Origin of the sequence: Aestuariivita sp., from assembly GCF_021404545.1 — a bacterium.
Lineage (GTDB): Bacteria > Pseudomonadota > Alphaproteobacteria > Rhodobacterales > Rhodobacteraceae > Aestuariivita.
Map to the genome: position 1 here is coordinate 84,689 of NZ_JAAWWD010000033.1, position 20,758 is coordinate 105,446.

22 protein-coding genes are annotated in these 20,758 nt (G+C 62.1%); 9 read left to right on the forward strand and 13 right to left on the reverse strand.

Annotated elements, in window-relative coordinates; all coding sequences use genetic code 11:
* Positions 1 to 28 precede the first annotated feature (28 nt).
* Positions 29 to 424 (reverse strand): 30S ribosome-binding factor RbfA, encoded by a 396-nt coding sequence (gene rbfA, locus HEP69_RS09685; RefSeq protein ID WP_290558308.1) that lies wholly within the window; start codon positions 422 to 424, stop codon positions 29 to 31.
* A gap of 91 nt (positions 425 to 515) precedes the next feature.
* On the opposite strand from rbfA, the gene dapB reads away from it, so the two are divergent.
* Together dapB and HEP69_RS09695 are read left to right on the forward strand one after the other, a co-directional pair.
* Complete coding sequence (gene dapB / locus HEP69_RS09690) at positions 516 to 1,325, forward strand: 4-hydroxy-tetrahydrodipicolinate reductase (protein WP_290558309.1); 810 nt, start codon at positions 516 to 518, stop codon at positions 1,323 to 1,325.
* Between the two features lie 127 nt (positions 1,326 to 1,452).
* The gene (locus HEP69_RS09695) at positions 1,453 to 1,803 is read left to right on the forward strand and encodes a dihydrodipicolinate reductase (RefSeq protein ID WP_290558310.1); all 351 of its coding nucleotides are present in this window, start codon (positions 1,453 to 1,455) and stop codon (positions 1,801 to 1,803) included.
* Positions 1,804 to 1,956: 153 nt separating this feature from the next.
* On the opposite strand, the gene HEP69_RS09700 is transcribed toward HEP69_RS09695, so the two are convergent.
* Complete coding sequence (locus HEP69_RS09700) at positions 1,957 to 2,139, reverse strand: DUF1674 domain-containing protein (protein WP_290558311.1); 183 nt, start codon at positions 2,137 to 2,139, stop codon at positions 1,957 to 1,959.
* Between the two features lie 72 nt (positions 2,140 to 2,211).
* Here HEP69_RS09700 and HEP69_RS09705 point away from each other — a divergent pair, with 72 nt between their 5' ends.
* The 7 genes from HEP69_RS09705 (at position 2,212) to HEP69_RS09735 (ending at position 10,708) form a co-directional block, all read left to right on the forward strand.
* Positions 2,212 to 3,504 (forward strand): RsmB/NOP family class I SAM-dependent RNA methyltransferase, encoded by a 1,293-nt coding sequence (locus HEP69_RS09705; RefSeq protein ID WP_290558312.1) that lies wholly within the window; start codon positions 2,212 to 2,214, stop codon positions 3,502 to 3,504.
* Positions 3,505 to 3,565: 61 nt separating this feature from the next.
* Positions 3,566 to 5,308, forward strand: coding sequence for a heparinase II/III family protein (locus HEP69_RS09710; RefSeq protein ID WP_290558313.1), 1,743 nt, complete (start codon positions 3,566 to 3,568; stop codon positions 5,306 to 5,308).
* Positions 5,309 to 5,328: 20 nt separating this feature from the next.
* The gene (gene purH / locus HEP69_RS09715; protein WP_290558314.1) at positions 5,329 to 6,918 is read left to right on the forward strand and encodes a bifunctional phosphoribosylaminoimidazolecarboxamide formyltransferase/IMP cyclohydrolase; all 1,590 of its coding nucleotides are present in this window, start codon (positions 5,329 to 5,331) and stop codon (positions 6,916 to 6,918) included.
* Between the two features lie 10 nt (positions 6,919 to 6,928).
* Positions 6,929 to 7,408, forward strand: a complete 480-nt coding sequence (gene lspA, locus HEP69_RS09720) for a signal peptidase II (protein ID WP_290558315.1) — start codon at positions 6,929 to 6,931, stop codon at positions 7,406 to 7,408.
* A gap of 58 nt (positions 7,409 to 7,466) precedes the next feature.
* Positions 7,467 to 7,973, forward strand: a complete 507-nt coding sequence (locus HEP69_RS09725; protein ID WP_290558316.1) for a DUF3035 domain-containing protein — start codon at positions 7,467 to 7,469, stop codon at positions 7,971 to 7,973.
* A gap of 81 nt (positions 7,974 to 8,054) precedes the next feature.
* Positions 8,055 to 9,398, forward strand: coding sequence for a pitrilysin family protein (locus tag HEP69_RS09730; protein ID WP_290558317.1), 1,344 nt, complete (start codon positions 8,055 to 8,057; stop codon positions 9,396 to 9,398).
* Positions 9,395 to 10,708 carry a pitrilysin family protein gene (locus tag HEP69_RS09735; protein WP_290558318.1) on the forward strand — a complete coding sequence of 438 codons (1,314 nt, stop codon included), beginning with the start codon at positions 9,395 to 9,397 and terminating at the stop codon, positions 10,706 to 10,708. The genes HEP69_RS09730 and HEP69_RS09735 overlap by 4 nt, the downstream gene beginning before the upstream one ends.
* A 388-nt stretch (positions 10,709 to 11,096) precedes the next feature.
* On the opposite strand, the gene HEP69_RS09740 is transcribed toward HEP69_RS09735, so the two are convergent.
* From HEP69_RS09740 to HEP69_RS09790, 11 genes are all read right to left on the reverse strand, one after another.
* Positions 11,097 to 11,858, reverse strand: a complete 762-nt coding sequence (locus HEP69_RS09740; RefSeq protein ID WP_290558319.1) for a TIGR02186 family protein — start codon at positions 11,856 to 11,858, stop codon at positions 11,097 to 11,099.
* Positions 11,858 to 12,784, reverse strand: coding sequence for a sulfite exporter TauE/SafE family protein (locus HEP69_RS09745; RefSeq protein WP_290558320.1), 927 nt, complete (start codon positions 12,782 to 12,784; stop codon positions 11,858 to 11,860). The genes HEP69_RS09740 and HEP69_RS09745 overlap by 1 nt, the downstream gene beginning before the upstream one ends.
* A 96-nt stretch (positions 12,785 to 12,880) precedes the next feature.
* Positions 12,881 to 13,849, reverse strand: a complete 969-nt coding sequence (locus HEP69_RS09750; RefSeq protein ID WP_290558321.1) for an ABC transporter permease — start codon at positions 13,847 to 13,849, stop codon at positions 12,881 to 12,883.
* Positions 13,850 to 13,916: 67 nt separating this feature from the next.
* Entirely contained in the window at positions 13,917 to 15,011 is a 1,095-nt protein-coding gene (locus tag HEP69_RS09755) for an ABC transporter permease (protein ID WP_290558322.1), read from the reverse strand.
* Positions 15,012 to 15,113: 102 nt separating this feature from the next.
* Positions 15,114 to 16,673 (reverse strand): ABC transporter ATP-binding protein, encoded by a 1,560-nt coding sequence (locus HEP69_RS09760; protein WP_290558323.1) that lies wholly within the window; start codon positions 16,671 to 16,673, stop codon positions 15,114 to 15,116.
* Between the two features lie 14 nt (positions 16,674 to 16,687).
* Complete coding sequence (locus tag HEP69_RS09765; protein ID WP_290558324.1) at positions 16,688 to 17,683, reverse strand: BMP family ABC transporter substrate-binding protein; 996 nt, start codon at positions 17,681 to 17,683, stop codon at positions 16,688 to 16,690.
* 150 nt (positions 17,684 to 17,833) lie between these two features.
* Positions 17,834 to 18,253, reverse strand: coding sequence for a GNAT family N-acetyltransferase (locus HEP69_RS09770; protein WP_290558325.1), 420 nt, complete (start codon positions 18,251 to 18,253; stop codon positions 17,834 to 17,836).
* Entirely contained in the window at positions 18,253 to 18,912 is a 660-nt protein-coding gene (gene tsaB, locus HEP69_RS09775) for a tRNA (adenosine(37)-N6)-threonylcarbamoyltransferase complex dimerization subunit type 1 TsaB (RefSeq protein WP_290558326.1), read from the reverse strand. Before tsaB ends, HEP69_RS09770 begins: the two co-directional genes overlap by 1 nt.
* Complete coding sequence (locus HEP69_RS09780) at positions 18,909 to 19,361, reverse strand: GFA family protein (protein WP_290558327.1); 453 nt, start codon at positions 19,359 to 19,361, stop codon at positions 18,909 to 18,911. Before HEP69_RS09780 ends, tsaB begins: the two co-directional genes overlap by 4 nt.
* Complete coding sequence (locus tag HEP69_RS09785; RefSeq protein ID WP_290558328.1) at positions 19,351 to 19,914, reverse strand: NifU family protein; 564 nt, start codon at positions 19,912 to 19,914, stop codon at positions 19,351 to 19,353. The genes HEP69_RS09780 and HEP69_RS09785 overlap by 11 nt, the downstream gene beginning before the upstream one ends.
* Positions 19,915 to 20,263: 349 nt before the next feature.
* Positions 20,264 to 20,719, reverse strand: coding sequence for a universal stress protein (locus tag HEP69_RS09790; RefSeq protein ID WP_290558329.1), 456 nt, complete (start codon positions 20,717 to 20,719; stop codon positions 20,264 to 20,266).
* Positions 20,720 to 20,758: the final 39 nt, after the last annotated feature.

The window sequence follows — 20,758 nt, forward strand, 5'->3', positions numbered from 1 at the left end:
AAGGCCAGTGCTGCGGCCACAAGGGCGTTCACTCGTCCACGTCCCGCCGCACGACCTCCTGGGCCATCATGCGGCGGGTGTCATCCATGCGGTCAAAGGTCTCGTCCAGCTGGAACCGCAGATCGGGCGAGAATTTCAGCGCAAGCTTCTTGCCGATCATCCGGCGCAGCTCGCCCTTGTTGCGGGCCAGCAGCTTGAGCACCTCATCCGAACCCTTGCCACCCAGAGGCAGGACATAGGCAGTTGCGATCCTGAGATCGGGAGAGGTGCGGACCTCTCCCACCGTGATCGACATGCGGTTGAGGTCAGGATCATGCACATCGCCGCGCGCCAGCACGTCGGCGAGTGAACGCCGGATCAGCTCTCCAACACGCAATTGCCGCTGAGAGGGCCCAGGCCCGTCATGAAACTTGTTCTTGCTCATGAGGCTCCACTTAAGCGGTACGCGGGACTTTGCCAAGCGGTTCGGGCTTGGATAAGAGGGCAGCAGAGCATTCAGCAGGAGCGACAGCGACATGACACAGCTTCCCGGAATTGTGGTGACCGGTGCCTCGGGGCGAATGGGCCAGATGTTGGCGCGGATGATAGGCGAGAGTGACAAGGCCCGGCTGGTCGGCGCGGTCGAACGGACCGGGCACCCCTGGGTCGGCCAGGATCTGGGCGTGGCGATGGGCGGTGCGCGGCTGGACGTGCCGGTCACCGACGATCCGCTGGAGGCCTTTGCCCAGGCGCAGGCGGTGGTGGATTTCACCGCACCTGCCGCGACGCTGGAGTTTGTCAAGCTGGCCGCCCAGGCGCGGCTGGTACATGTCATCGGCACGACCGGCTTTACCGAGGAGGAGCTGGCGGCATTGAAGCCGGCCGCCCGCCATGCGGTGATTGTGCGGGCAGGAAACATGAGCCTTGGTGTGAACCTGCTGGTCCAGTTGACCAAACGCGTGGCTGCTGCGTTGGATGAGGATTTCGACATCGAGGTGATCGAGGCGCATCACAACCGCAAGGTCGATGCCCCCTCTGGCACGGCACTGATGCTAGGCGAGGCCGCAGCCGAAGGCCGCGGCGTATCGCTTGATCAGATGGCAGATCGCGGGCGCGATGGTATCACCGGCGCCCGCACCAAAGGTCAGATCGGATTTTCGGCGATCCGTGGCGGAGACATCGTAGGCGAACATGACGTTCTGTTTGCCGGTCCCGGTGAGCGGATCACCCTGCGTCACGTGGCCAGCGACAGGGGTCTTTTTGCTCGCGGCGCCTTGCGCGCCGCCCTTTGGGGACAAGACAAAGCGCCCGGCGAATACGATATGATTGATGTTCTAGGCCTTTGATCGCGGCGCTCGATCTGAGCGAGTTTCCGCGAATCCGCCAGATTTTTTTCTCGGAAATCTGATCCGACCGGACTAAATACGCGTATCAGTCACATCTTTAACGATACCTTCTGCGAGGATTTTTCAGATGCGCGTCTGGATTGTATCAATGGTCGTTTCGGTGCTGGCGGGACCGGCTCTGGCTGATTTCGCCAAGATCTCGGACGAATACCAGTTTGTCGAGGTTGTGGATGGCAAGACATTGACCCGACCGTTGATCAAGCTGGAGGTTGATCCTTCGGGTGGGATCTCCGGCATGGGCGCGCGGTGGGAAGTCACCGGCAACTGGAGCTGGCGCGACGGGTACTTCTGCCGGGATCTGAACTGGGGCGGCAGCGACCTGGGGTATAACTGCCAGGAGGTTCAGGTGCGCAATGACCGGATCCGCTTTACCTCGGACCGCGGCAATGGCGATTCCGCCACCTTCCGTCTGCGCTGATTTGCGAATGGAAGGTGATCCGATTGCGCGCCTGCGGCGCACGCGATTTTGCGATTGGCGCGATGGAAAGTAGTTCGTCCTCCTGAAGGTCGTCAGAGGCCTTGGTCGCGGTTGCGGTGTCGTATTTCTGGCAAGAAGATGGACGCTTTTCGGTCAGAAGTCGATGGCGATGCCCTTCTTCTCCCAGTCGCCGTAACGGACTGGTTCGGGGCCGTCGCGTCCGCCCAGCTCCTTGGGCAGTGGGTTTTCCAGTTCAGCCTTCTTGCGCCGTTCTTCGGCCTCGGCCAAAGCGCGTCTGGCGGCCGGTGGCAGGTCGTCGCGGGCAGTTTCGCTCATCCCGGGTTCCTTTGTTGTCCTGCCCTTGATATACGCGCCCGTCCGCCGGGGACAAGGCAGGTGCGAGGGATCATGGCAGAGACGGGAGTGGCGGCGCGGCGCAGCGCGATTTATCTGCTGGACCAGATCCTGGGTGAAGGGCGCCTGATGTCCGAGCTCTTGGCGTCGGGCGCGTTGGAGCGACTGGCGCCTGACGATCGCGCGCGCGCGCAGCGGCTGGCCCAGGATGTCTTGCGTGGGCTGGAGCGAGCGGATCGGTTGCTCTCCAAACACCTGCGCAAATCCCCACCTTTGACAGTGCGCAATGCCTTGCGGCTGGGTACTGTCGAACTGTGCCAGGGCGGGGCCGCGCATGGGGTGGTGCATTCGCTGGTGACTATCGTGGCCGCGCATCGGCGGCATGGGCAGCTCAAAGGGTTGGTGAACGCGGTGCTGCGCAAGATGGCCGATCAGGGATCGGAGGCCTGGGGCACCCTGCGCGTCCCACGTTTGCCCAAATGGCTGCGTGTGCCGTTGGTCGAAGCGTGGGGGACAGAGGGCGTGGCCGCGATGGAGCGCGCCCAGTTCGCCGGGGCGCCGGTTGACCTGACCGTCAAATCAGCGCCGGAAACATGGGCCGAGGCGCTGGGCGCGGAGGTCTTGCCAACAGGTTCCTTGCGGTTGCGCCGCGACGCCGGGCAGATCTCGGCCCTGCCTGGGTTTGAGCAGGGCGCCTGGTGGGTGCAGGACGCCGCTGCTGCAATCCCGGTGAGGTGTTTGGATCCGCGGCCCGGGGAGCGGGTGATTGACCTCTGCGCGGCGCCTGGGGGCAAGACCCTGCAGATCGCGGCGAGCGGTGCCGTGACCGTTGCGGTCGATCTGTCGGATGCGCGAATGGCGCGGGTGCGGGACAATCTGGCGCGTACCAGGCTGGAGGCCGATCTGCGCGTGGGTGATGCGCAGTCGCAACAAGGTCAGTACGATGCGGTTCTGCTGGATGCGCCATGCTCGGCCACGGGCACAATTCGCCGTCATCCCGATCTGCCATATGCCAAGGACGGGTCTGATTTCATGGCGCTTTTCGAGACGCAGCGTCAGCTGATCGATCATGCTTGGACACTGCTGCGCCCTGGAGGGCGGCTGGTCTATTGTACCTGTTCATTGTTGCCCGATGAGGGCGAGGTGCAGCTGGAGGAGGCCTTGGCGCGGCTCCCCGGAGCCGCGACGGACCGGCAGGCGCTTGAGCGGCCCGGACTGGATCCAGCCTGGATTACCCCGGAAGGCGGGCTGAGGCTGAGGCCCGATTTCTGGGCGGATCGCGGTGGGATGGACGGGTTCTATATCGCGGTGTTGCGCAAACCGGCGTCAGGTGAAGATGTGCGGTGACTTGGAGATGTCATGCGGGTATGCTTGGGTCAAACGCCAAAGAGCGTAAGAGGCAGAGCATATGTCATCAGCATCCCGGCTGTCGGTTCAGCAGGCGCGCTTTCTCAATCGGCTTTATGCCCGGCTCAGCCGCCGTCAGACGGCTGCGCGGGGGTTTGTGTCCTCGCCCGAGCCGCGCACCATCGGCAGCTTCGCGCGGGGGCGGCAATTGGTGGCCGGAAACCTGCTGTTTGCGGGTTATCTGGTTCAGGCCAAGCAGGCGGATCTTTGGGAGATCGAACCGCCCGATGCGGCCTATGCGGCGGATATTCACGGCTTTGCCTGGCTGGACGATCTGGCGGCAGTGGGTGACGCGGCATCCCGCAAGCTGGCGCAGAAATGGGTGTGGGAGTGGATCGCCCGGCATGGAGACGGGTCGGGCCCCGGATGGACACCCGATCTGACCGGCAGACGTGTTATCCGTTGGATCAACCATGCCTTATTCCTGCTGCGGGGCCTGGAGAAGGAAGAGAGCGACGCATTCTACCTGTCGCTGGCGCGCCAGACCTGGTTCTTGTCCAAACGCTGGTCCGGGGCGGTGCCCGGCTTGCCCCGGTTCGAGGCGCTGACCGGGCTGATCTATGCAGGGCTGGCTCTGGAGGGAAAGGAAGAGCTGGCGCGACCGGCGATCCGGGCACTGGCCCGGGAATGCGTGGTGCAGATTGATGCGGAGGGCGGCCTGCCCACCCGCAGTCCAGAAGAGCTGCTGGATGTGTTCATGCTGCTGACCTGGGCCACGGCGGCGCTGATCGAGGCCGGCCAAGAAGCCCCTGCTGAGCAGACGGCAGCGATCGCCCGGATCGCTCCGACCCTGCGCACGTTGCGCCATTCGGATGGCGGGCTGGCACGGTTTCACGGAGGCGGGCGCGGCCTGGAAGGGCGGCTTGATCACGCGCTGGCCGCCAGTCAGGTCAAAGAACGTCACGCAAATGGGTTGTCCATGGGATATGCGCGGCTCTCGGGCGGGCGCACCAGCATCCTGATCGACGCCAGCGCGCCGCCCCGGGACGATGCATCACTGAACGCCCATGCATCGACGCTTTCGTTCGAGCTGACCTCGGGGCGCAGGCCCCTGATCGTGAATTGCGGCTCAGGGGAAAGCTTTGGAGCTGAATGGCGGCGGGCCGGGCGGGCCACGCCATCGCATTCGGTGCTGTGCCTGGACGGGTTTTCCAGCGCGCGTCTGGGTGATGCTCCGCGCGGGAGCCGAACCGAGCCGTTGATCTCAGCGCCCCGTGACGTGCCGATCGAGCTTTCGGAGGTTGCCGACGGGCTGCGGTTTGAGGGTGGTCACGACGGGTACCTTACCTCGCACGGGCTGACCCATGCCCGGATCCTGGAGATGACGTTTGATGGGCGCGGCCTGGCGGGGGAGGATATGCTGCTGGCGATCAATGACCCGGACAAGCAGCGGTTCGACAAGCTTCTGGATGCCAGCACGCTGAAAGGTATCGGATTCGATGTGCGGTTTCATTTGCACCCGGATGTGGATGCGACGGTCGATCTGGGCGGGGCCGCGATTTCCATGGCGCTCAAGAGCGGCGAAATCTGGGTGTTTCGTCACGATGGAGGCGCGCAAATGTCGCTGGAGCCCAGCGTTTATCTGGAAAAAGGCCGGTTAAAGCCGCGCGCGACAAAACAGATCGTTCTCTCTGGCAGAGCAATCGAGTATGCGACCCGCATCCGGTGGTCGCTGGCCAAGGCGCAGGAAACGGCGATTGGCGTGCGCGATCTGACCCGGGACGAGCTTGAATTCAACGACTGACCCAAAGGGCTGCTTTGCCAATGACCGATTTGATTCCCGTGCGCCGCGCGCTGCTTTCTGTTTCCGACAAGACCGGGCTGGTCGATCTGGGGCGCGCGCTGAGTGCGCAGGAGATCGAATTGCTGAGCACCGGCGGGTCGGCCAAGACGCTGCGCGAGGCCGGGCTGGAGGTGCGAGACGTGGCCGATGTGACGGGGTTTCCCGAGATGATGGATGGCCGGGTCAAGACCTTGCATCCGGCAGTACATGGCGGGCTTTTGGCGTTGCGCGATAACGCGGACCATGTGTCGGCGATGCAGGCGCATGGGATCGGCGGGATCGACCTCTTGGTGGTCAACCTCTATCCCTTTGAAGACACGGTGGCCAAGGGATCGGATTACGACACGTGCATCGAGAACATTGACATCGGGGGCCCGGCGATGATCCGCGCCGCGGCCAAGAACCATGCTTTTGTCAATGTGGTCGTCGATGTTGAGGATTACGATGTGCTCCTCGCTGAGCTGGCCGCTCATGATGGAAACACGACCCTTGCCTTCCGTCAGCGGCTGGCGCAGATCGCTTACGCGCGGACAGGGGCCTATGACGCGGCTGTATCGACCTGGATGGCCGGGGCGCTGGGCGAGACGGTTCCGCGTCGCCGGGTATTTGCCGGTGGCCTGGCGCAGACGCTGCGCTATGGCGAGAACCCGCATCAGCAGGCGGCGTTCTATACCGATGGTTCTGCACGTCCGGGCGTGGCGACAGCAAAGCAGCATCAGGGCAAGGAGTTGAGTTACAACAATATCAACGACACGGATGCGGCGTTTGAACTGGTCAGTGAGTTTGCGCCGGAGGGTGGGCCCGCTTGTGTGATCATCAAACACGCCAACCCCTGCGGCGCGGCGCGGGGGGCCACGTTGAAAGACGCCTATCAAAAGGCGTTCGATTGCGACCGGACCAGCGCCTTTGGCGGGATTGTCGCGCTGAACCAGTTTCTGGACGCAGAAACTGCGCGGGAGATCACCGGCATCTTTACCGAAGTTGTGATCGCGCCCGGGGCAGATGCCGCGGCAGTCCGTATTTTTGAAGAGAAGAAGAACCTGCGGCTTCTCACCACCGGCGCACTGGCCGACCCGCGTGCTGCGGGCTTGGCGTTCAAGCAGGTCTCAGGCGGAATGCTGGTCCAGGACAAGGACACCGGATACGTGGCGCCTGCGGATATGAGGGTCGTCACCAAGCGCGTGCCGTCGGATGCGGAGATGGCGGATCTGCTCTTTGCCTGGACCATCGCGAAACATGTCAAGTCCAATGCCATCGTTTACGTGAAGGAGGGTGCTACTGTGGGTGTGGGCGCGGGCCAGATGAGCCGTCTGGACAGTGCCTTGATCGCCGCCAAAAAGGCTGAGCGCATGGCCGAGGCGCTGGGCCTGTCCGCGCCGCTTACCCGTGGTTCGGCCGTGGCGTCAGATGCGTTCTTTCCCTTTGCGGACGGGTTGATGGAGGCTGCCGCCGCCGGGGCGACGGCCGTGATCCAGCCGGGCGGGTCGATGCGCGATGACGAGGTGATCGCCGCCGCCGATAAGGCGGGCCTTGCGATGGTGATGACCGGCATGCGCCATTTCCGGCATTAGGGAAGCGACGATGCGTATCGTGTTAGGGGTCGCAGTCGTCGCCTTCGTGATCGACCAGGCGAGCAAATATGTGATGTTGCATGTGCTTAATCTGAGCCAGGTGCGCAACATCGACGTCTTTACGCCCTTCCTTCAGTTTCGGTATGGCGAGAACAGGGGCATCAATTTCGGATTGTTCGGAGACGCGCCGGATTTCATTCGCTGGGTGCTGATTGTGTTTTCGATACTCGTGGTTCTGGGCGTGATCTATTGGGTGCGCCGGTTTTCGGGGGATCTGTGGATGACGCTGAGCGCCGGGCTGCTGATTGGCGGTGCGCTGGGCAATGTCATCGACCGCCTGGCTTATGGGTTCGTGGTGGATTTCCTGAATATGTCCTGTTGTGGGATCAACAATCCATTTGTCTTTAATCTGGCGGATGTGTTCATCTTTGCCGGCGCGATCGGTCTGATCGTGTTCGAAGGGCGGGCGCGGCGCAAAAACCCCTCGTGACCTTGCCGGTGAGTTGGGGTAGTAAGAGCGCAAACAGGTTGAACGGGTGACAAGACCGATGTCGCGCATTGCATTACTGGTGGCAATCATGGCGATTGCGGGCTGTTCCAACGCAGGTCTGCGCGACCTGCGCAGCAATACCGCTGGGCCGGACGAATTCCTCATTTTGCCGACCAAGCCGCTGAGCGCACCGGCCAGTTATTCCGAACTGCCCGAGCCAACACCCGGCGGCGCCAACCTGACCGATCCGCAACCCAATGCCGATGCCGTCGCGGCCCTGGGCGGACGCCCGGCCGCGCTTGTCGATCAGGGTGTCTCCTCGGCGGATGCAGCCCTGGTCAACTATACCGGTCGGGGCGGGGTACCGCAGGGCATTCGCACCACTCTCGCCGAAGAGGATGAGCGGTTCCGCCAGCGCCGAGGCCGACTGACACAGATCCAGCTCTTTCGCACCAACCGTTACGATCAGGTCTATAACCGTCAGAAGTTGAATCCCTTCTCGGAGGAACGCCGGTTTCGCCGGGCTGGCATCGCAACGCCCACGTCACCGCCTGAACGGCCCTAATCCCTCACAAATCCGCCAGAAGCGCTTGAATGACCCGAGACACAGCGTAGGTTCTACCCAATCTGACAGGAGGAGCCGCGGATGTTGCGTGCCATTGCGCTTTCACTGAGTTTTGCCTTCGCGGGCTGGTCCGCTCAAGCGCAGGACATCAACGATGCCGTTACCAGCTTTGAGCTCGATAACGGGATGCAGGTGGTGGTGATCGAGGATCATCGCGTGCCGGTGGTCCAACATATGCTGTGGTACCGCGCGGGGTCTGCCGATGAGCCGATCGGATCGTCCGGTGTCGCACATTTTCTTGAACATCTGCTGTTCAAGGCGACCGATTCGCTGGCGGCAGGCGAGCTGTCGGCGACCGTCGCCGCCAACGGGGGGCGCGATAATGCATTCACCAGTTGGGACTATACGGCCTATTTTCAACGGGTGGCCGCTGACCGTCTGGACCTGATGATGAGGATGGAAGCGGATCGCATGGTCAATATCCGTCTGACCGATCGCGATATCGTCACCGAGCGTCAGGTCATTATCGAAGAGCGCAACCAGCGGATCGAGAACAATCCGCGCGGGCTGTTTGGCGAACAGATGAACGCGGCGCAATTCCTAAACCACCGCTACGGGGTGCCGATCATCGGCTGGATGCATGAGATGGAAACGCTTGATATGGAGGACGTGATGGCGTTCTACGATGTCCATTATTCTCCGAATAATACCGTTCTGATCGTTTCCGGCGATGTCGAACCGGAGGAGGTGCGGACCCTCGCCGAAAAATACTATGGCCCGATCCCGGCCAATCCCGCCTTACCCGAACGCGTCCGGTCGGAGGAGCCGCCGCAACGTGCCGAGCGCCGGGTGATTTACCGCGATGCACGTGTGGCGCAGCCATATCTCCAACGGTCTTATCTCGCGCCCGAACGGGATGCAGGCGTGCAGGAGAAAGCGGCGGCCTTGACGTTTCTTGCCGAGATCCTCGGAGGGGGAACGACCTCATATCTGGCTGAAAAACTGCAATTCGACAATCAAGTCGCGGTCTATGTCGGCGCGTTTTATCGCGGGGTGTCGCTGGACGATACCAGTTTTGACGTGCTTGTCGTGCCCGCCCCTGACATATCGCTTGAAGAGGCGGAAGCAGCCCTGGACGCGGCGCTGGCCCAGTTTGTCCAGGACGGCGTCGATGCGGATCAGCTGGAGCGGATTAAGATGCAGCTGCGCGCCTCGGAAATCTATGCCCGCGACAATGCCGAAGGGATCGCCGGTCGCTATGGCCGGGCGCTGACGTCCGGGCTGACTGTCGAGGATGTGCAAGCCTGGCCGCAGATTCTTCAGACGGTGACCGAAGAGGACATTATCGAGGCCGCCCGTGCGGTTCTGAGACGCGAAGCGTCGGTCACAGGGTGGCTGATGCAGGCAGAGGAGGCCATTCAATGACCCGCATTTTTGCAGCCCTTGTCAGCCTGTGTCTGGCGGCTCCGGCTTGGGCGGATGTCACGATCAAGGAAGTAACCTCTCCCGGTGGTGTAGACGCCTGGTTGGTGGAGGACCATTCGATTCCTTTCATGGCGTTGGAGCTGCGGTTTCGGGGCGGTACATCGCTGGATGCCGATGACGCGCGTGGCGCAACCAATCTCATGGTCGGCCTGCTGGAGGAGGGGGCGGGCGAGCTGGACGCGCGCGCCTTTGCGCGCGAGCTGGAAGGGCTGGCCGCCTCCATCAGCTTTGACAGCAGCGACGATGACGTATCGGTCTCGGCCCGGTTTCTCAGCGAGAATCGCGAAGACGCGGTGCGACTTCTCAAGCTTGCTCTGACCCAGCCTCGATTTGACGAGGATGCGGTGGAACGGGTGCGCCAGCAGGTGTTGTCGGGTCTGCGCTCGGATGCGCGCGATCCCAATAAGCTGGCCGGTGAGGCCTTTGCCGCGATGGCTTATGGCACGCATCCCTATGCGCGCCCGGAACAAGGAACCATCACCAGTGTCTCGGCGCTGACCCGAGAGGATCTGATTGATGCGCATCTGCGCACCATCGCGCGGGATCGCCTGTTTATAGGCGCCGTCGGAGATATAACCGAAGAGGAGCTTGGCACCCTGCTCGACGATCTGCTGAGTGCGATACCGGAAACCGGTGCGTCCTTCCCCGATCCTGCGGAGGTGACAATTGATGGCGGCGTTACCGTGGTGCCGTTTGACACGCCGCAATCGGTGGCCCTTTTCGGTCATCGGGGCATTGACCGGGATGATCCGGATTTCTTTCCCGCCTTTGTGATGAACCATATTCTGGGGGGCGGCGGGTTTGAAAGCCGTCTGATGACCGAAGTGCGCGAAAAACGCGGCCTCACCTATGGCGTCTACTCCTATCTGTTGCCCAAGGATCTGGCCGCCGTTTATCTGGGCAGCGTCGCGTCTGCCAATGATCGCATGGCCGAAGCGATCGACGTGATTCGCGCCGAATGGGCGCGCATGGCCGAGGCCGGTGTCACGGCCGAGGAGTTGGACGCCGCCAAGACCTATCTGACCGGCGCCTACCCGCTGCGCTTTGACGGGCATGGGCGGATCGCCAGCATCATGACGGGCATGCAGCTTCAAGGGCTGGGTGTGGACTATATCACGACCCGCAACGCCAAGGTCGAGGCTGTGACGGTCGAGGATATCGCCCGGGTCGCCGCGCGCGTCATGCAACCGGACAATCTGCATTTCGTCGTCGTGGGTCAGCCCGAAGGGCTGGACGTGGCGACCGAGTAGAAACCTGGTCGGGCAGGCGCTGATCCGGCGCCGCCCCGATTGTCGTGTTTCCAGAAAACCATGGCCTGTTGATTTCGCGAGGGAGAGACGGTGGCTTTCCCTAGAATCGACCTGTCAGCGTCTTCTGGCTAGAGCGGGTCAGGGATTGCCGCAATCGGATTGCGCCTTCGAAACGATGTCGAATTTGGATTGGAATCCGGACCGGTGAGCGCGGCCAGCATGGAGCGGGAGACTATTCCAGCCCCGCCGCAGATTGGGCTGAAGTGTCCGACCGATGCCGCGAAACCCTTTGGCACAAAGTCCACAATGCCTCGAGGCGTTCTCCGTTAAGAAATCTGCCAGCCACCTGGCGAAACCGGGATACGCGTCGGTGGGAAAACGAAACGCTCTAACCGTTGCGCAACAGCCGGAACGCCGCCGAAGCGCCCCAGCCTGCCGCAATTGCGATCGCCAGCGACATCAGGCCGTAAACCAGCGGTTGTTGCCGCGACAGGGTGAAAAGCCACCGCTCCAACCCGACCTTGCGCACATCAATGGTGGTTTCGAACTGCGACAGAACCGCACCGCCTCGCGCCAAAAAGATACGCGCGGCATAGTCGCCCTCGGTCAGGTTCGCGGGCATACTGATCGAGGTCCGAAAGAGGGTCTGCTGATCGACGACCACCTGATCGTCCAGCCTCTGATACAGGCCGTTTTCGGAGCGGATGCGGATCAATGCCTCGGTAAAGCTGGACGTGTCGCTGATGGTCTCGGGGGCGCCGACAGAGCGGATGGCGCGATTGATGCTGATCTTGTGGCGCAGATCCTCGACAGCGGTGAGGACCTGATCCAGAGGCCCAGAGGAGGCAACCGCATAGAAGCTTGGGGCGGCGTCTACCTCGACCGCGTCGGTATTGATCCAGATCCCGAACCTGTTGGCCTTGCGCCGCACCATAACCGGCTCGGACGGGCCCACCAGCGTGATGATCACATCCAGTTCGGGGCCGTCGGGGATCGGCTCTTCGCGTTTGACGGCACCAAAGATGATGATCTCGGATCCTTCAAACCGGGTGGTGATCGACACCTGCTCCTGCGACAGGCCCAGCACGACTTCCTCTGCCTGCGCGCCAGGCGGTATAAGCAGCAGCAAGAGGGCGAGCCATATCCGCATCAATGCCCTCCTCCGGGACGGCCCAGCGAATAAAGCTCGGTCGGCATCAGCAGAAGATCCGCGGCCAGTTTGCCACAGACCGCCAGCACCATGATGGCCAGAAGGATACGCAGCTGCTCGGCCTTCATCTTGACCCCGATCCGGGTGCCGATCTGCGCCCCGATCACGCCCCCGACCAGCAACAGAACCGCCAGCACGATGTCGACGGTATAGTTTGTCGTGGCATGGAGAAGCGTGGTGAATCCGGTGACAAAGATGATCTGGAAGAGCGACGTGCCCACCACCACCTTGGTCGGCATACCCAGAAGATAGATCATCGCGGGCACCATGATGAACCCGCCGCCGACCCCCATAATCGCGGCGAGGATGCCTACCACAATGCCCACCAGAACCGGCGGTATGACCGAGATGTAAAGGCCGGAGGTCCGAAACCGCATCTTGAACGGCAGCGCGTGTATCCATCCGCGATGCTTGCGCCGTGGCGTTGGTTTGCCCCCTGCCGCGCGGGCTCTGCGGATGGCGTTAAGGCTTTCAACGAACATCAGCGCGCCTATGACGCCCAGAAAGACGACATAGCAAAGCCGCACCAGCAGATCGACCTGTCCTAGCGCCTTGAGATAGTTGAAGACCAGCACACCCAAGGCCGCGCCGATCAACCCTCCGATCAGCAGCACTGTACCCATTTTCAGATCAACGGTCTTGCGCCTGAGATGGGCCAGAACCCCCGAGAAAGACGACGCGACGATCTGGTTGGCTTCGGTCGCCACAGCGACGGCAGGGGGAATGCCAATAAAGAACAGCAGCGGTGTCATCAAAAACCCGCCACCCACGCCGAACATGCCTGACAACACACCTACCAACCCGCCCAGGCCAAGCAGCACAAAGGCATTGACCGAGACCTCGGCGATGGGGAGGTAAATCAACATGAACTTTCATAGACCCTGCATCACATCGAAATCAACAGGGTGTGCTGCCGCGCAGCAAAAAGGACCGAAGTCTTTGGTGAAACTGGACCTAAACCGCTACCGTTCCTTCACATAGGGCTCGCCACCCGCGCGCGGCGGGATGGCTTTGCCCACGAAGCCGGCCAGGATCACCACGGTCAGGATATAGGGCAGCGCATCCATGAACTGCACCGGGACGACAAAGGCGCCCAGATCGATATTCTGATAGCGTAGCGCGATGGCCTGAAGAAACCCGAATAGCAGGCAGGCCCAGAGCGCGTGCCAAGGTCGCCATTTCGCAAAGATCAGCGCGGCCAGCGCGATGAACCCGCGCCCGGCAGTCATGTCCTTGACGAACCCGGCCTGCAACGCGGTCGCGAGATACGCGCCTGCAATCCCACAAAGCACGCCACAGATCAGCACCGCGGCATAGCGCAAGCCCACGACCGACACGCCCGCCGTGTCCACCGCTGCGGGGTTTTCACCGACTGCGCGCAACCGCAGGCCAAACCGCGTCCGATAAAGCAGCCACCAGGTGCCTGGTACTGCCAGCAAAGCCACATAGACCAGGATTGAATGGCCCGACAGCAGCTCGGCATAGATCGGCCCAACGAAGGGCACGGTGGCAATCGTTTCGGCGAATGGCAGCTCGATCGGCGCGAAACGCCCTTCGCCAAAACTGACCGGCGGGGTGCGCCCGCCCTGTTGAAAGAGGTCTTGGGCGATCAGTACGGTCAGCCCTGCCGCCAGGAAATTGATCGCCACGCCCGAGATCAGCTGATTGCCACGGAAGGTGATCGAGGCCAGACCGTGCAACCCACTCAGCGCCACCGAAGAGGCGATGCCCGCCAAAAGGCCCATCCACACCGACCCGGTCAACGCGGCAACTGCGGCAGAGGCGAAGGCGGCCATCAGCATCTTGCCCTCAAGCCCGATGTCGAAAATCCCTGCCCGCTCTGAATAAAGGCCTGCAAGACAGGCCAAAAGCAGGGGTGTTGCCAGCCGTACCGTGCTGTCGAGGATCTGGATGATCGTCTGGAAATCCATCTGTGTTACATCCTCGGCAAGGGTTGCCTGGTCTGGGCCAGCGGCAGGTTCGGCAGATGCGCCATGCTCAGCTCCGCCCTCGGTTCAGCCGCAGAAAGAGCTTTTCCAGCGGCATCCGAACCATGTTGTCGAGCGCGCCGGTGAAAAGGATCACCAACGCCTGAATAACCACGATCAACTCGCGCGGGATCGACGTCCAAAGCGCCAGCTCGGCGCCGCCCTGATAGAGAAATCCGAAAAGAAGGGCTGCCAAAAACACGCCAAACGGGTGCGAGCGGCCCATCAATGCCACGGCGATCCCAATGAACCCCGCGCCTTCTGTGGCGTTCAGCACCAGCCGCTCGGCCTCGCCCATCACGTTGTTGATGGCCATCATACCGGCCAGCGCGCCCGAGATCAGCATGGCGATCATCGTGATCTTCACCGGTGAGATCCCGGCATAGAGCGCGCCCGTTTCGGAATGCCCATAAGCGCGAATCTCGTACCCCAGCCGTGTGCGCCAGATCAGCACCCAGACCAAGACACAGGCTGCGATTGCGACCAGCAGGCTGATATTGACCGGGGCTGTGCGTGAAAAGGCGATGCCCAAAGGCGCCAGCATCTCGTGCAATGTGGGCAGATGTACCGTTTCGGGAAACCGCGCTGTCGCGGGGTCCATCGACCCTTGAGGCCGCAGCAGATTGACCAGTACATAGTTAAGCACAGCCGCCGCGATGAAGTTGAACATGATCGTTGTGATCACGATGTGGCTGCCGCGTTTGGCCTGAAGATAGGCCGGGATCGCAGCCCAGAGCGCACCGAATGCCATAGATCCCAGGATCGCCGCGATCAGCGCCATGGACCAGTGCGGCCAGGGGATCATCAGGCAGACAAGTGCTACGCCCAGCCCTCCCAGCATCGCTTGGCCCTCGCCTCCGATATTGAACAGCCGCGCGTGAAACGCCACCGCCACGGCAAGCCCGGTGAACATGAAATTCGTAGCGTAATAAAGCGTGTAACCCCAGCCATAGGTCGATCCGAGCGCGCCCTGCACCATTAACTGGACGGCAGCAATCGGGTCTTCGCCAATCGCCAGGATCACCAGGGCCGACAAGACCGCCGCGAGGATCAGCGAAATCAACGGGATCAGGACGACATCGGCCCAATGTGGCATCTTTTCCATCTCAGGCGGCCTCCGGGCGTGGATGGTGTTGCACCGAACCGCCGGATTGGGTGCGGTCCGCACCCACCTGTGTCGGCGTGAGCCTGCGTCTATGAGCCTGCCTCATGCGGCCTCCCCGCTGACACCAGCCATCAAGAGGCCCAGCTCTGTCTCGTCGGTCTGATCGGGCAGGCGTTCGCCCATGATATGGCCGTCAAACATCACCGCAATGCGGTCGGCCAGGCCAAAGATCTCCTCCAGCTCGACCGAGACCAGCAGGATCGCCTTGCCCTGATCGCGTAAGCTGACAATCTGTTGGTGAATGAACTCGATAGCGCCGATATCCACGCCGCGCGTGGGTTGACCGACCAGCAACAGATCGGGGTTCCGCTCGATCTCGCGGGCGACCACGATCTTTTGCTGGTTTCCACCCGAGAAATTCTTGGCCTTGAGCCAGGGATCGGGTGGCCGCACGTCGAAGCGTTGCATCTTTTCTTCGGCGTCGCGGCGCAGGGCGGCGTTGTTCATCAGGAACTGTCCGCGCTGATAGGCCGGGTCATGGTGATAGCCAAAGGCCACGTTTTCCCAGGCGTGATACTCCATGATCAGCCCCTCGCGCTGGCGATCCTCGGGCACGTGGGCAATGCCCGCGGCGCGGCGCGACTGTCCGTCCGCCGCTTTGCCAGTCAGATCCAGCGTCTGGCCGTTGAGCCGGATCGTCCCGGTCCCTGGGCGCATGCCGCCCAGCACCTCGAGCAATTCGGACTGACCATTGCCCGCCACGCCCGCGATACCCAGGATCTCACCCGCGCGCACGGTCAGGTCGATACCTTTGACGCGCTCGACCCCGGCCTCGTCCACGACGCGCAGGCCCTCGACCTCCAGCACGGCCGCGCCGGGTTTGGCGGGCGCCTTGTCCACGCGCAAGAGCACCTTGCGTCCCACCATCAGTTCCGCGAGGTGTTCGGGGCTGGTCTCGGCCGTTGTCACGGTCGCCGTCATTTCACCCCGACGCATCACGCTGACCGTGTCTGTGATATCCATGATTTCACGCAGCTTGTGGGTGATCAGAATGATGGTTTTGCCTTCCTCGCGCAGACGGTGGAGGATGCGGAAAAGCTGATCCGCCTCGGCTGGCGTCAACACGCCGGTGGGCTCATCCAGGATCAGGATATCGGCCTGACGGTAGAGCGCCTTGAGGATTTCGACGCGCTGCTGCATGCCGACGCCCAACTCTTCGATCAGGGCATCGGGGTCGACCTGGAGGCCGTATTCCCTTTCAAGCTCAACCAGCTCTTTGCGCGCCTTTGACAGGGACGGGGCCAACAGACCGCCGTCTTCGGCGCCCAGAATGATGTTTTCCAGAACGGTGAAGGTTTCGACCAGTTTGAAATGCTGGAATACCATGCCGATGCCCGCCGCAATGGCGGCCTGGCTATCGGGGATCTCTGTCTTGTCACCGGAGATGAAGATCTCACCCTTATCGGCTTTGTAAAAGCCGTAAAGGATGCTCATCAGGGTGGACTTGCCCGCCCCGTTTTCGCCGATGATACCGTGGATCGTGCCGGGGGCCACGCGAATGGAAATGTCCTTGTTGGCCTGAACCGGACCAAAGGCTTTGCAGATGCCTTTGAGTTCAATGGCAGGAGCGGCAGTCGCCTGCCGCTCCGTCTGGTTTTGCATAGTCATACCTTGACTTAGAAGGATAAGGCCGGGCAGCTATCGTCAGACATATAGTCATGCACCGACAGCTCGCCATTGGCGATCTTGGTCGATGCCGCGTCCACGGCGGCCTGCATCTCGTCGCTGACCAGGGTCGCGTTGTGCTCATCCAGCGCATAGCCCACGCCGCCATTTGCCAGACCCATCACGTTAAAGCCGGTCTCCAGACCGGGACCGTCCGCAAACGCCTGGTAGACCGCGTTGTCCACCCGCTTCATCATCGAAGTGAGAACCTTGCCGGGGTGCAGATAGTTCTGGTTGCTGTCCACGCCGATGGACAGGATGCCCTCATCGGCCGCGGTTTGCAGCACGCCGACACCGGTGCCGCCGGCAGCTGCGTAAACCACATCAGCGCCTTGGGAAATCTGCGCCTTGGTCAGCTCGGACCCTTTCACCGGATCGTTCCAGGCCGCCGGAGTGGTGCCGGTCATGTTGGCGATCACGGTGGCATCGGGGTTCACGGCGAGCACGCCTTGGGCATAGCCGCAGGCAAATTTGCGGATCAGCGGGATGTCCATGCCACCGATAAAGCCGACGGTGTCGGATTGCGACGCCTTGGCCGCCATCATGCCAACAAGGTAGGATCCTTCATGCTCGTTAAAAACGACCGAGCGGACATTGGGCGCGTCCACGACCATATCGATGATCACAAACGACGTGTCAGGATAATCGCCCGCCACCTGACCCAGCGCGTCGGCAAAGGCAAATCCCGCCATCACGATGGGGTTGGCGCCCGCTTCGGCAAAGCGGCGCAGGGCCTGTTCGCGCTGTGCTTCTGATTGCAGTTCGATCTCGCGGAACGTGTTGCCGGTCTCATCCGCCCAACGCTGGGCACCATTGAATGCGGCCTCGTTAAAGGATTTGTCGAACTTGCCGCCCAGATCAAAGATCAGCGCCGGCTCGGCCAAGGCGGCACCGGCGCTCAGCGCAAGGGCGGCACCGGCGCCCATGATTTTCTTCATGATGGTCATGTGAAGTCTCCCAGTTGTTTTTCATTGGGGCTGCCGCCGATAAGGGGCCTCCCGACAGAGTCAGTCAGATCGCACAAGATCGCAGCAAGTAAGGCCGCAGGCAGACGCAGGGGTCAACCGATTCTTGACCCCGTCTCTTTGCACCGGACCCTAACCGCAGGTCAAATCGTGCGTCATGATCAATGCATCGGCAGCGGTGCTGTCATTGCGCGGGTAATAGTCCTTGCGCAGGCTGGTCTGACGATACCCCATAGCCGCATAAAGCGCGCACGCGGCAGTGTTGTCGGCGGCCACCTCGAGAAACACGTGCCGCGCGCCGCGCGCCTGGGCCAGGGTGTGGCAGCAATCAAGAATGGCCCGCGCGTGTCCCTTGCGCTGATGATCCGGGTGGGTGGCGATGGTCAAGAGCTCTGCCTCGTCTGCCACGACACGGATCAATCCAAAGGCGCGGTCGTCGCCCGCCAACAGGATCCTGGGCTGGGCGAGAAGGGCTTCAAACTCCAGGGCCGTCCAGGCCCGCGACAGGGTGAAGGCGGCCCGATGGGTCGCCGCGAGCGCCTCGGGTCTCATCAATCCAGAAGGGTCGGCGCGGTATCGCGCGCGGGTGCCGCGTCGGCCGCACGCAGGTAAAGCGGCGCGGGGGGCTGTGGCTCACTCCCCAATCGCGTTTCGGCAATCCGCAAGACGGCTTCCGCCAGCGAGACATGTGGCCCGGCAACCGGCCAACCTGTGAGCGCCGCCACCTGATCGGCAAGTGGCCCGATCACCAACGGCTCAACGCCGTGGACTGCACAGTGCAGGGCGTCTTCAGTGAGGGGAATGAGATGGGGATCGCCCGCAGCGCGGTTCCCGAAGAGCTGCACATAGGCTCGCGCCTGTCGCGCGTCTGCAACCGTCAGAACAGGTCTGGGCGCCCCATGGGCCAGCGCTTCAAGGGTTGACACACCAATGGCCGGTTTGCCCAACCCCAAAGCCAGCCCCCGCGCCGCTGACACCGAGATGCGGATACCGGTGAAATTGCCCGGCCCCACGCCAACGCCGATCGCGTCCAAGTCGCGAAAGGTGCAGCCGACGTCCATCATCATTTCCTCCAGCATTGGCATCAGATGCTCGGCCTGTCCCTTGGCCAGCGCGTCAATGCGGGTGTAGAGCCTGCCGTCCACCTGCAAAGCCGCCGCACAATGGGGGCCAGAGGTGTCAAACGCCAGAAGAGTGTGGGATGGGCTCATGTCCGGTGCGCGGCTTTCAACTGATCGCGGGAACTGCCCTCGATCCGGGGCATATCATCGTGGATATGCAACCAGGTCAGCCGGGCGTCCGCATGGGCGTGTAGCCGGGGAGGTAGGTCTGCGGCCTGATCCAACAGCCCAAGCGGCACATAGATCTGGCCGGGCAGATACGCATATGTCGCGGCCAGAGGCGAGCCGCAGGTCCGGCAGAACCAGCGCGTGATACCCGGAGTGGTCGAAAACCCTTCGTCCAGTGCGGGTGTGAACGCGATCCGGTCCGTGGCAAAAGCGGCGAAGGCAGCGACGGGCGCACCGCAGAGGCGCCGACAATCCATGCAATGGCAATAGGCGACGGCCTCCGGCCCCTGATCGGCCTGCAAAACTCGGGCGCCGCAATAGCAGCGCCCGGTGATCTTTCCTGGTTGCTCCTGTGACGTGTCAGACGCCAACCGGCCGAACCTCGGTCACCTCGGGAATGTAATGACGCAGCAGGTTCTCGATGCCCATCTTGAGCGTCAGCGTGGAAGAAGGGCACCCCGCGCAGGCGCCTTGCATATGCAGGTAAACCACACCGCGATCGAACCCGTGGAACGTGATATCGCCGCCGTCTTGGGCTACGGCCGGACGCACGCGGCTATCGAGAAGCTCTTTGATCTGGCCAACGATCTCCGAGTTTTCTCCGGTATGTTCGGCATGGCCGCTGACGGGGGTATGGTCGCCCGCCATCACCGGATCACCGGATTGGAAATGCTCCATGATCGCGCCCAGAATAGCAGGCTTGATGTGGTCCCACTCAATCGGGTCATCCTTGGTCACGGTGACGAAATCATTTCCGAAAAACACGCCACACACACCCTCCACGGCAAAGATCCGCGTGGCGAGCGGGGACTTGTCGGCTGTTTCGGCAGACGGAAAATCAGCGGTACCCGCCTCCAGCACGGCCTGTCCGGGCAGGAATTTCAAGGTCGCTGGGTTCGGCGTCGATTCGGTCTGGATGAACATGGATGTCTCCTTGAGGCTGTCATTCATATGCGGATACGGGGGCGCCAAGTCAAGGTTTGGAACGATTCTAAGAAAAGGGCAGCGCAGAGATGCCATTGTATCCCTTCAAATGCCCCGGCTTCACACTGCCGGAGCGGCTGCGCCGCATTCTATTCTATCTGTGCGCGGCCGCACGGGCCTTGGGACGCTGTCCCAAACCCTGGGAGTATTTATAGCCAGAAGAAGCAGGAGATCCGCTTACGGCTTCTTCTGGCTCTAAATATTCCCGGGGGAGGCCGAAGGCCGGGGGCAGAGCCCCCGAAAAAGACGCTCCCTTGCCACTCGACCCGCGCTGTCGTCTGGGGCGTAGTCAGGTAATCGCTTCGAGCTGTTCCTTGGTGAGATGGCCCGGCACGATGGTGATCGGGATTGGCAGATCGCCGGAATTGCGGCTGAGTTGTGTCACCAGCGGACCCGGACCTTTCTTGTCAATTCCGGCGCCCAGGACCAAGACGCCGATCTCGGGGTCTTCTTTGACCTGGGCCATAATCTCGGGCACTGGCTCGCCCTCCCGGATCACCAGTTCAGGATCGACGCCCTGGCGGTCCCGCATCCACTTGGCAAAAACCTCGAAATGGGCGTGGATGCGTTCGCGCGCCTCTTCGCGCATCACCTCACCCACGCCGATCCAGTGATTGAACTCATCGGGAGGGATCACTGACAGGATTTCGACCCCGCCACCGGTTCGGGCGGCGCGCATCGCTGCAAAACGCATCGCGTTCAGGCATTCGCGGCTGTCATCCAATACAACGAGGAACTTGCGCATGGGTTTTCCCCTTCTCTGGGTGAGGGTCAGGATGACGCA

Excerpts from the sequence above, each read along its gene's own strand:
- rbfA (WP_290558308.1), bottom strand. The coding sequence starts at position 424 with ATGAGCAAGAACAAGTTTCATGACGGGCCTGGGCCCTCTCAGCGGCAA.
- dapB (WP_290558309.1), top strand. The coding sequence starts at position 516 with ATGACACAGCTTCCCGGAATTGTGGTGACCGGTGCCTCGGGGCGAATG.
- HEP69_RS09695 (WP_290558310.1), top strand. The coding sequence starts at position 1,453 with ATGCGCGTCTGGATTGTATCAATGGTCGTTTCGGTGCTGGCGGGACCG.
- HEP69_RS09700 (WP_290558311.1), bottom strand. The coding sequence starts at position 2,139 with ATGAGCGAAACTGCCCGCGACGACCTGCCACCGGCCGCCAGACGCGCT.
- HEP69_RS09705 (WP_290558312.1), top strand. The coding sequence starts at position 2,212 with ATGGCAGAGACGGGAGTGGCGGCGCGGCGCAGCGCGATTTATCTGCTG.
- HEP69_RS09710 (WP_290558313.1), top strand. The coding sequence starts at position 3,566 with ATGTCATCAGCATCCCGGCTGTCGGTTCAGCAGGCGCGCTTTCTCAAT.
- purH (WP_290558314.1), top strand. The coding sequence starts at position 5,329 with ATGACCGATTTGATTCCCGTGCGCCGCGCGCTGCTTTCTGTTTCCGAC.
- lspA (WP_290558315.1), top strand. The coding sequence starts at position 6,929 with ATGCGTATCGTGTTAGGGGTCGCAGTCGTCGCCTTCGTGATCGACCAG.
- HEP69_RS09725 (WP_290558316.1), top strand. The coding sequence starts at position 7,467 with ATGTCGCGCATTGCATTACTGGTGGCAATCATGGCGATTGCGGGCTGT.
- HEP69_RS09730 (WP_290558317.1), top strand. The coding sequence starts at position 8,055 with ATGTTGCGTGCCATTGCGCTTTCACTGAGTTTTGCCTTCGCGGGCTGG.
- HEP69_RS09735 (WP_290558318.1), top strand. The coding sequence starts at position 9,395 with ATGACCCGCATTTTTGCAGCCCTTGTCAGCCTGTGTCTGGCGGCTCCG.
- HEP69_RS09740 (WP_290558319.1), bottom strand. The coding sequence starts at position 11,858 with ATGCGGATATGGCTCGCCCTCTTGCTGCTGCTTATACCGCCTGGCGCG.
- HEP69_RS09745 (WP_290558320.1), bottom strand. The coding sequence starts at position 12,784 with ATGTTGATTTACCTCCCCATCGCCGAGGTCTCGGTCAATGCCTTTGTG.
- HEP69_RS09750 (WP_290558321.1), bottom strand. The coding sequence starts at position 13,849 with ATGGATTTCCAGACGATCATCCAGATCCTCGACAGCACGGTACGGCTG.
- HEP69_RS09755 (WP_290558322.1), bottom strand. The coding sequence starts at position 15,011 with ATGGAAAAGATGCCACATTGGGCCGATGTCGTCCTGATCCCGTTGATT.
- HEP69_RS09760 (WP_290558323.1), bottom strand. The coding sequence starts at position 16,673 with ATGCAAAACCAGACGGAGCGGCAGGCGACTGCCGCTCCTGCCATTGAA.
- HEP69_RS09765 (WP_290558324.1), bottom strand. The coding sequence starts at position 17,683 with ATGACCATCATGAAGAAAATCATGGGCGCCGGTGCCGCCCTTGCGCTG.
- HEP69_RS09770 (WP_290558325.1), bottom strand. The coding sequence starts at position 18,253 with ATGAGACCCGAGGCGCTCGCGGCGACCCATCGGGCCGCCTTCACCCTG.
- tsaB (WP_290558326.1), bottom strand. The coding sequence starts at position 18,912 with ATGAGCCCATCCCACACTCTTCTGGCGTTTGACACCTCTGGCCCCCAT.
- HEP69_RS09785 (WP_290558328.1), bottom strand. The coding sequence starts at position 19,914 with ATGTTCATCCAGACCGAATCGACGCCGAACCCAGCGACCTTGAAATTC.
- HEP69_RS09790 (WP_290558329.1), bottom strand. The coding sequence starts at position 20,719 with ATGCGCAAGTTCCTCGTTGTATTGGATGACAGCCGCGAATGCCTGAAC.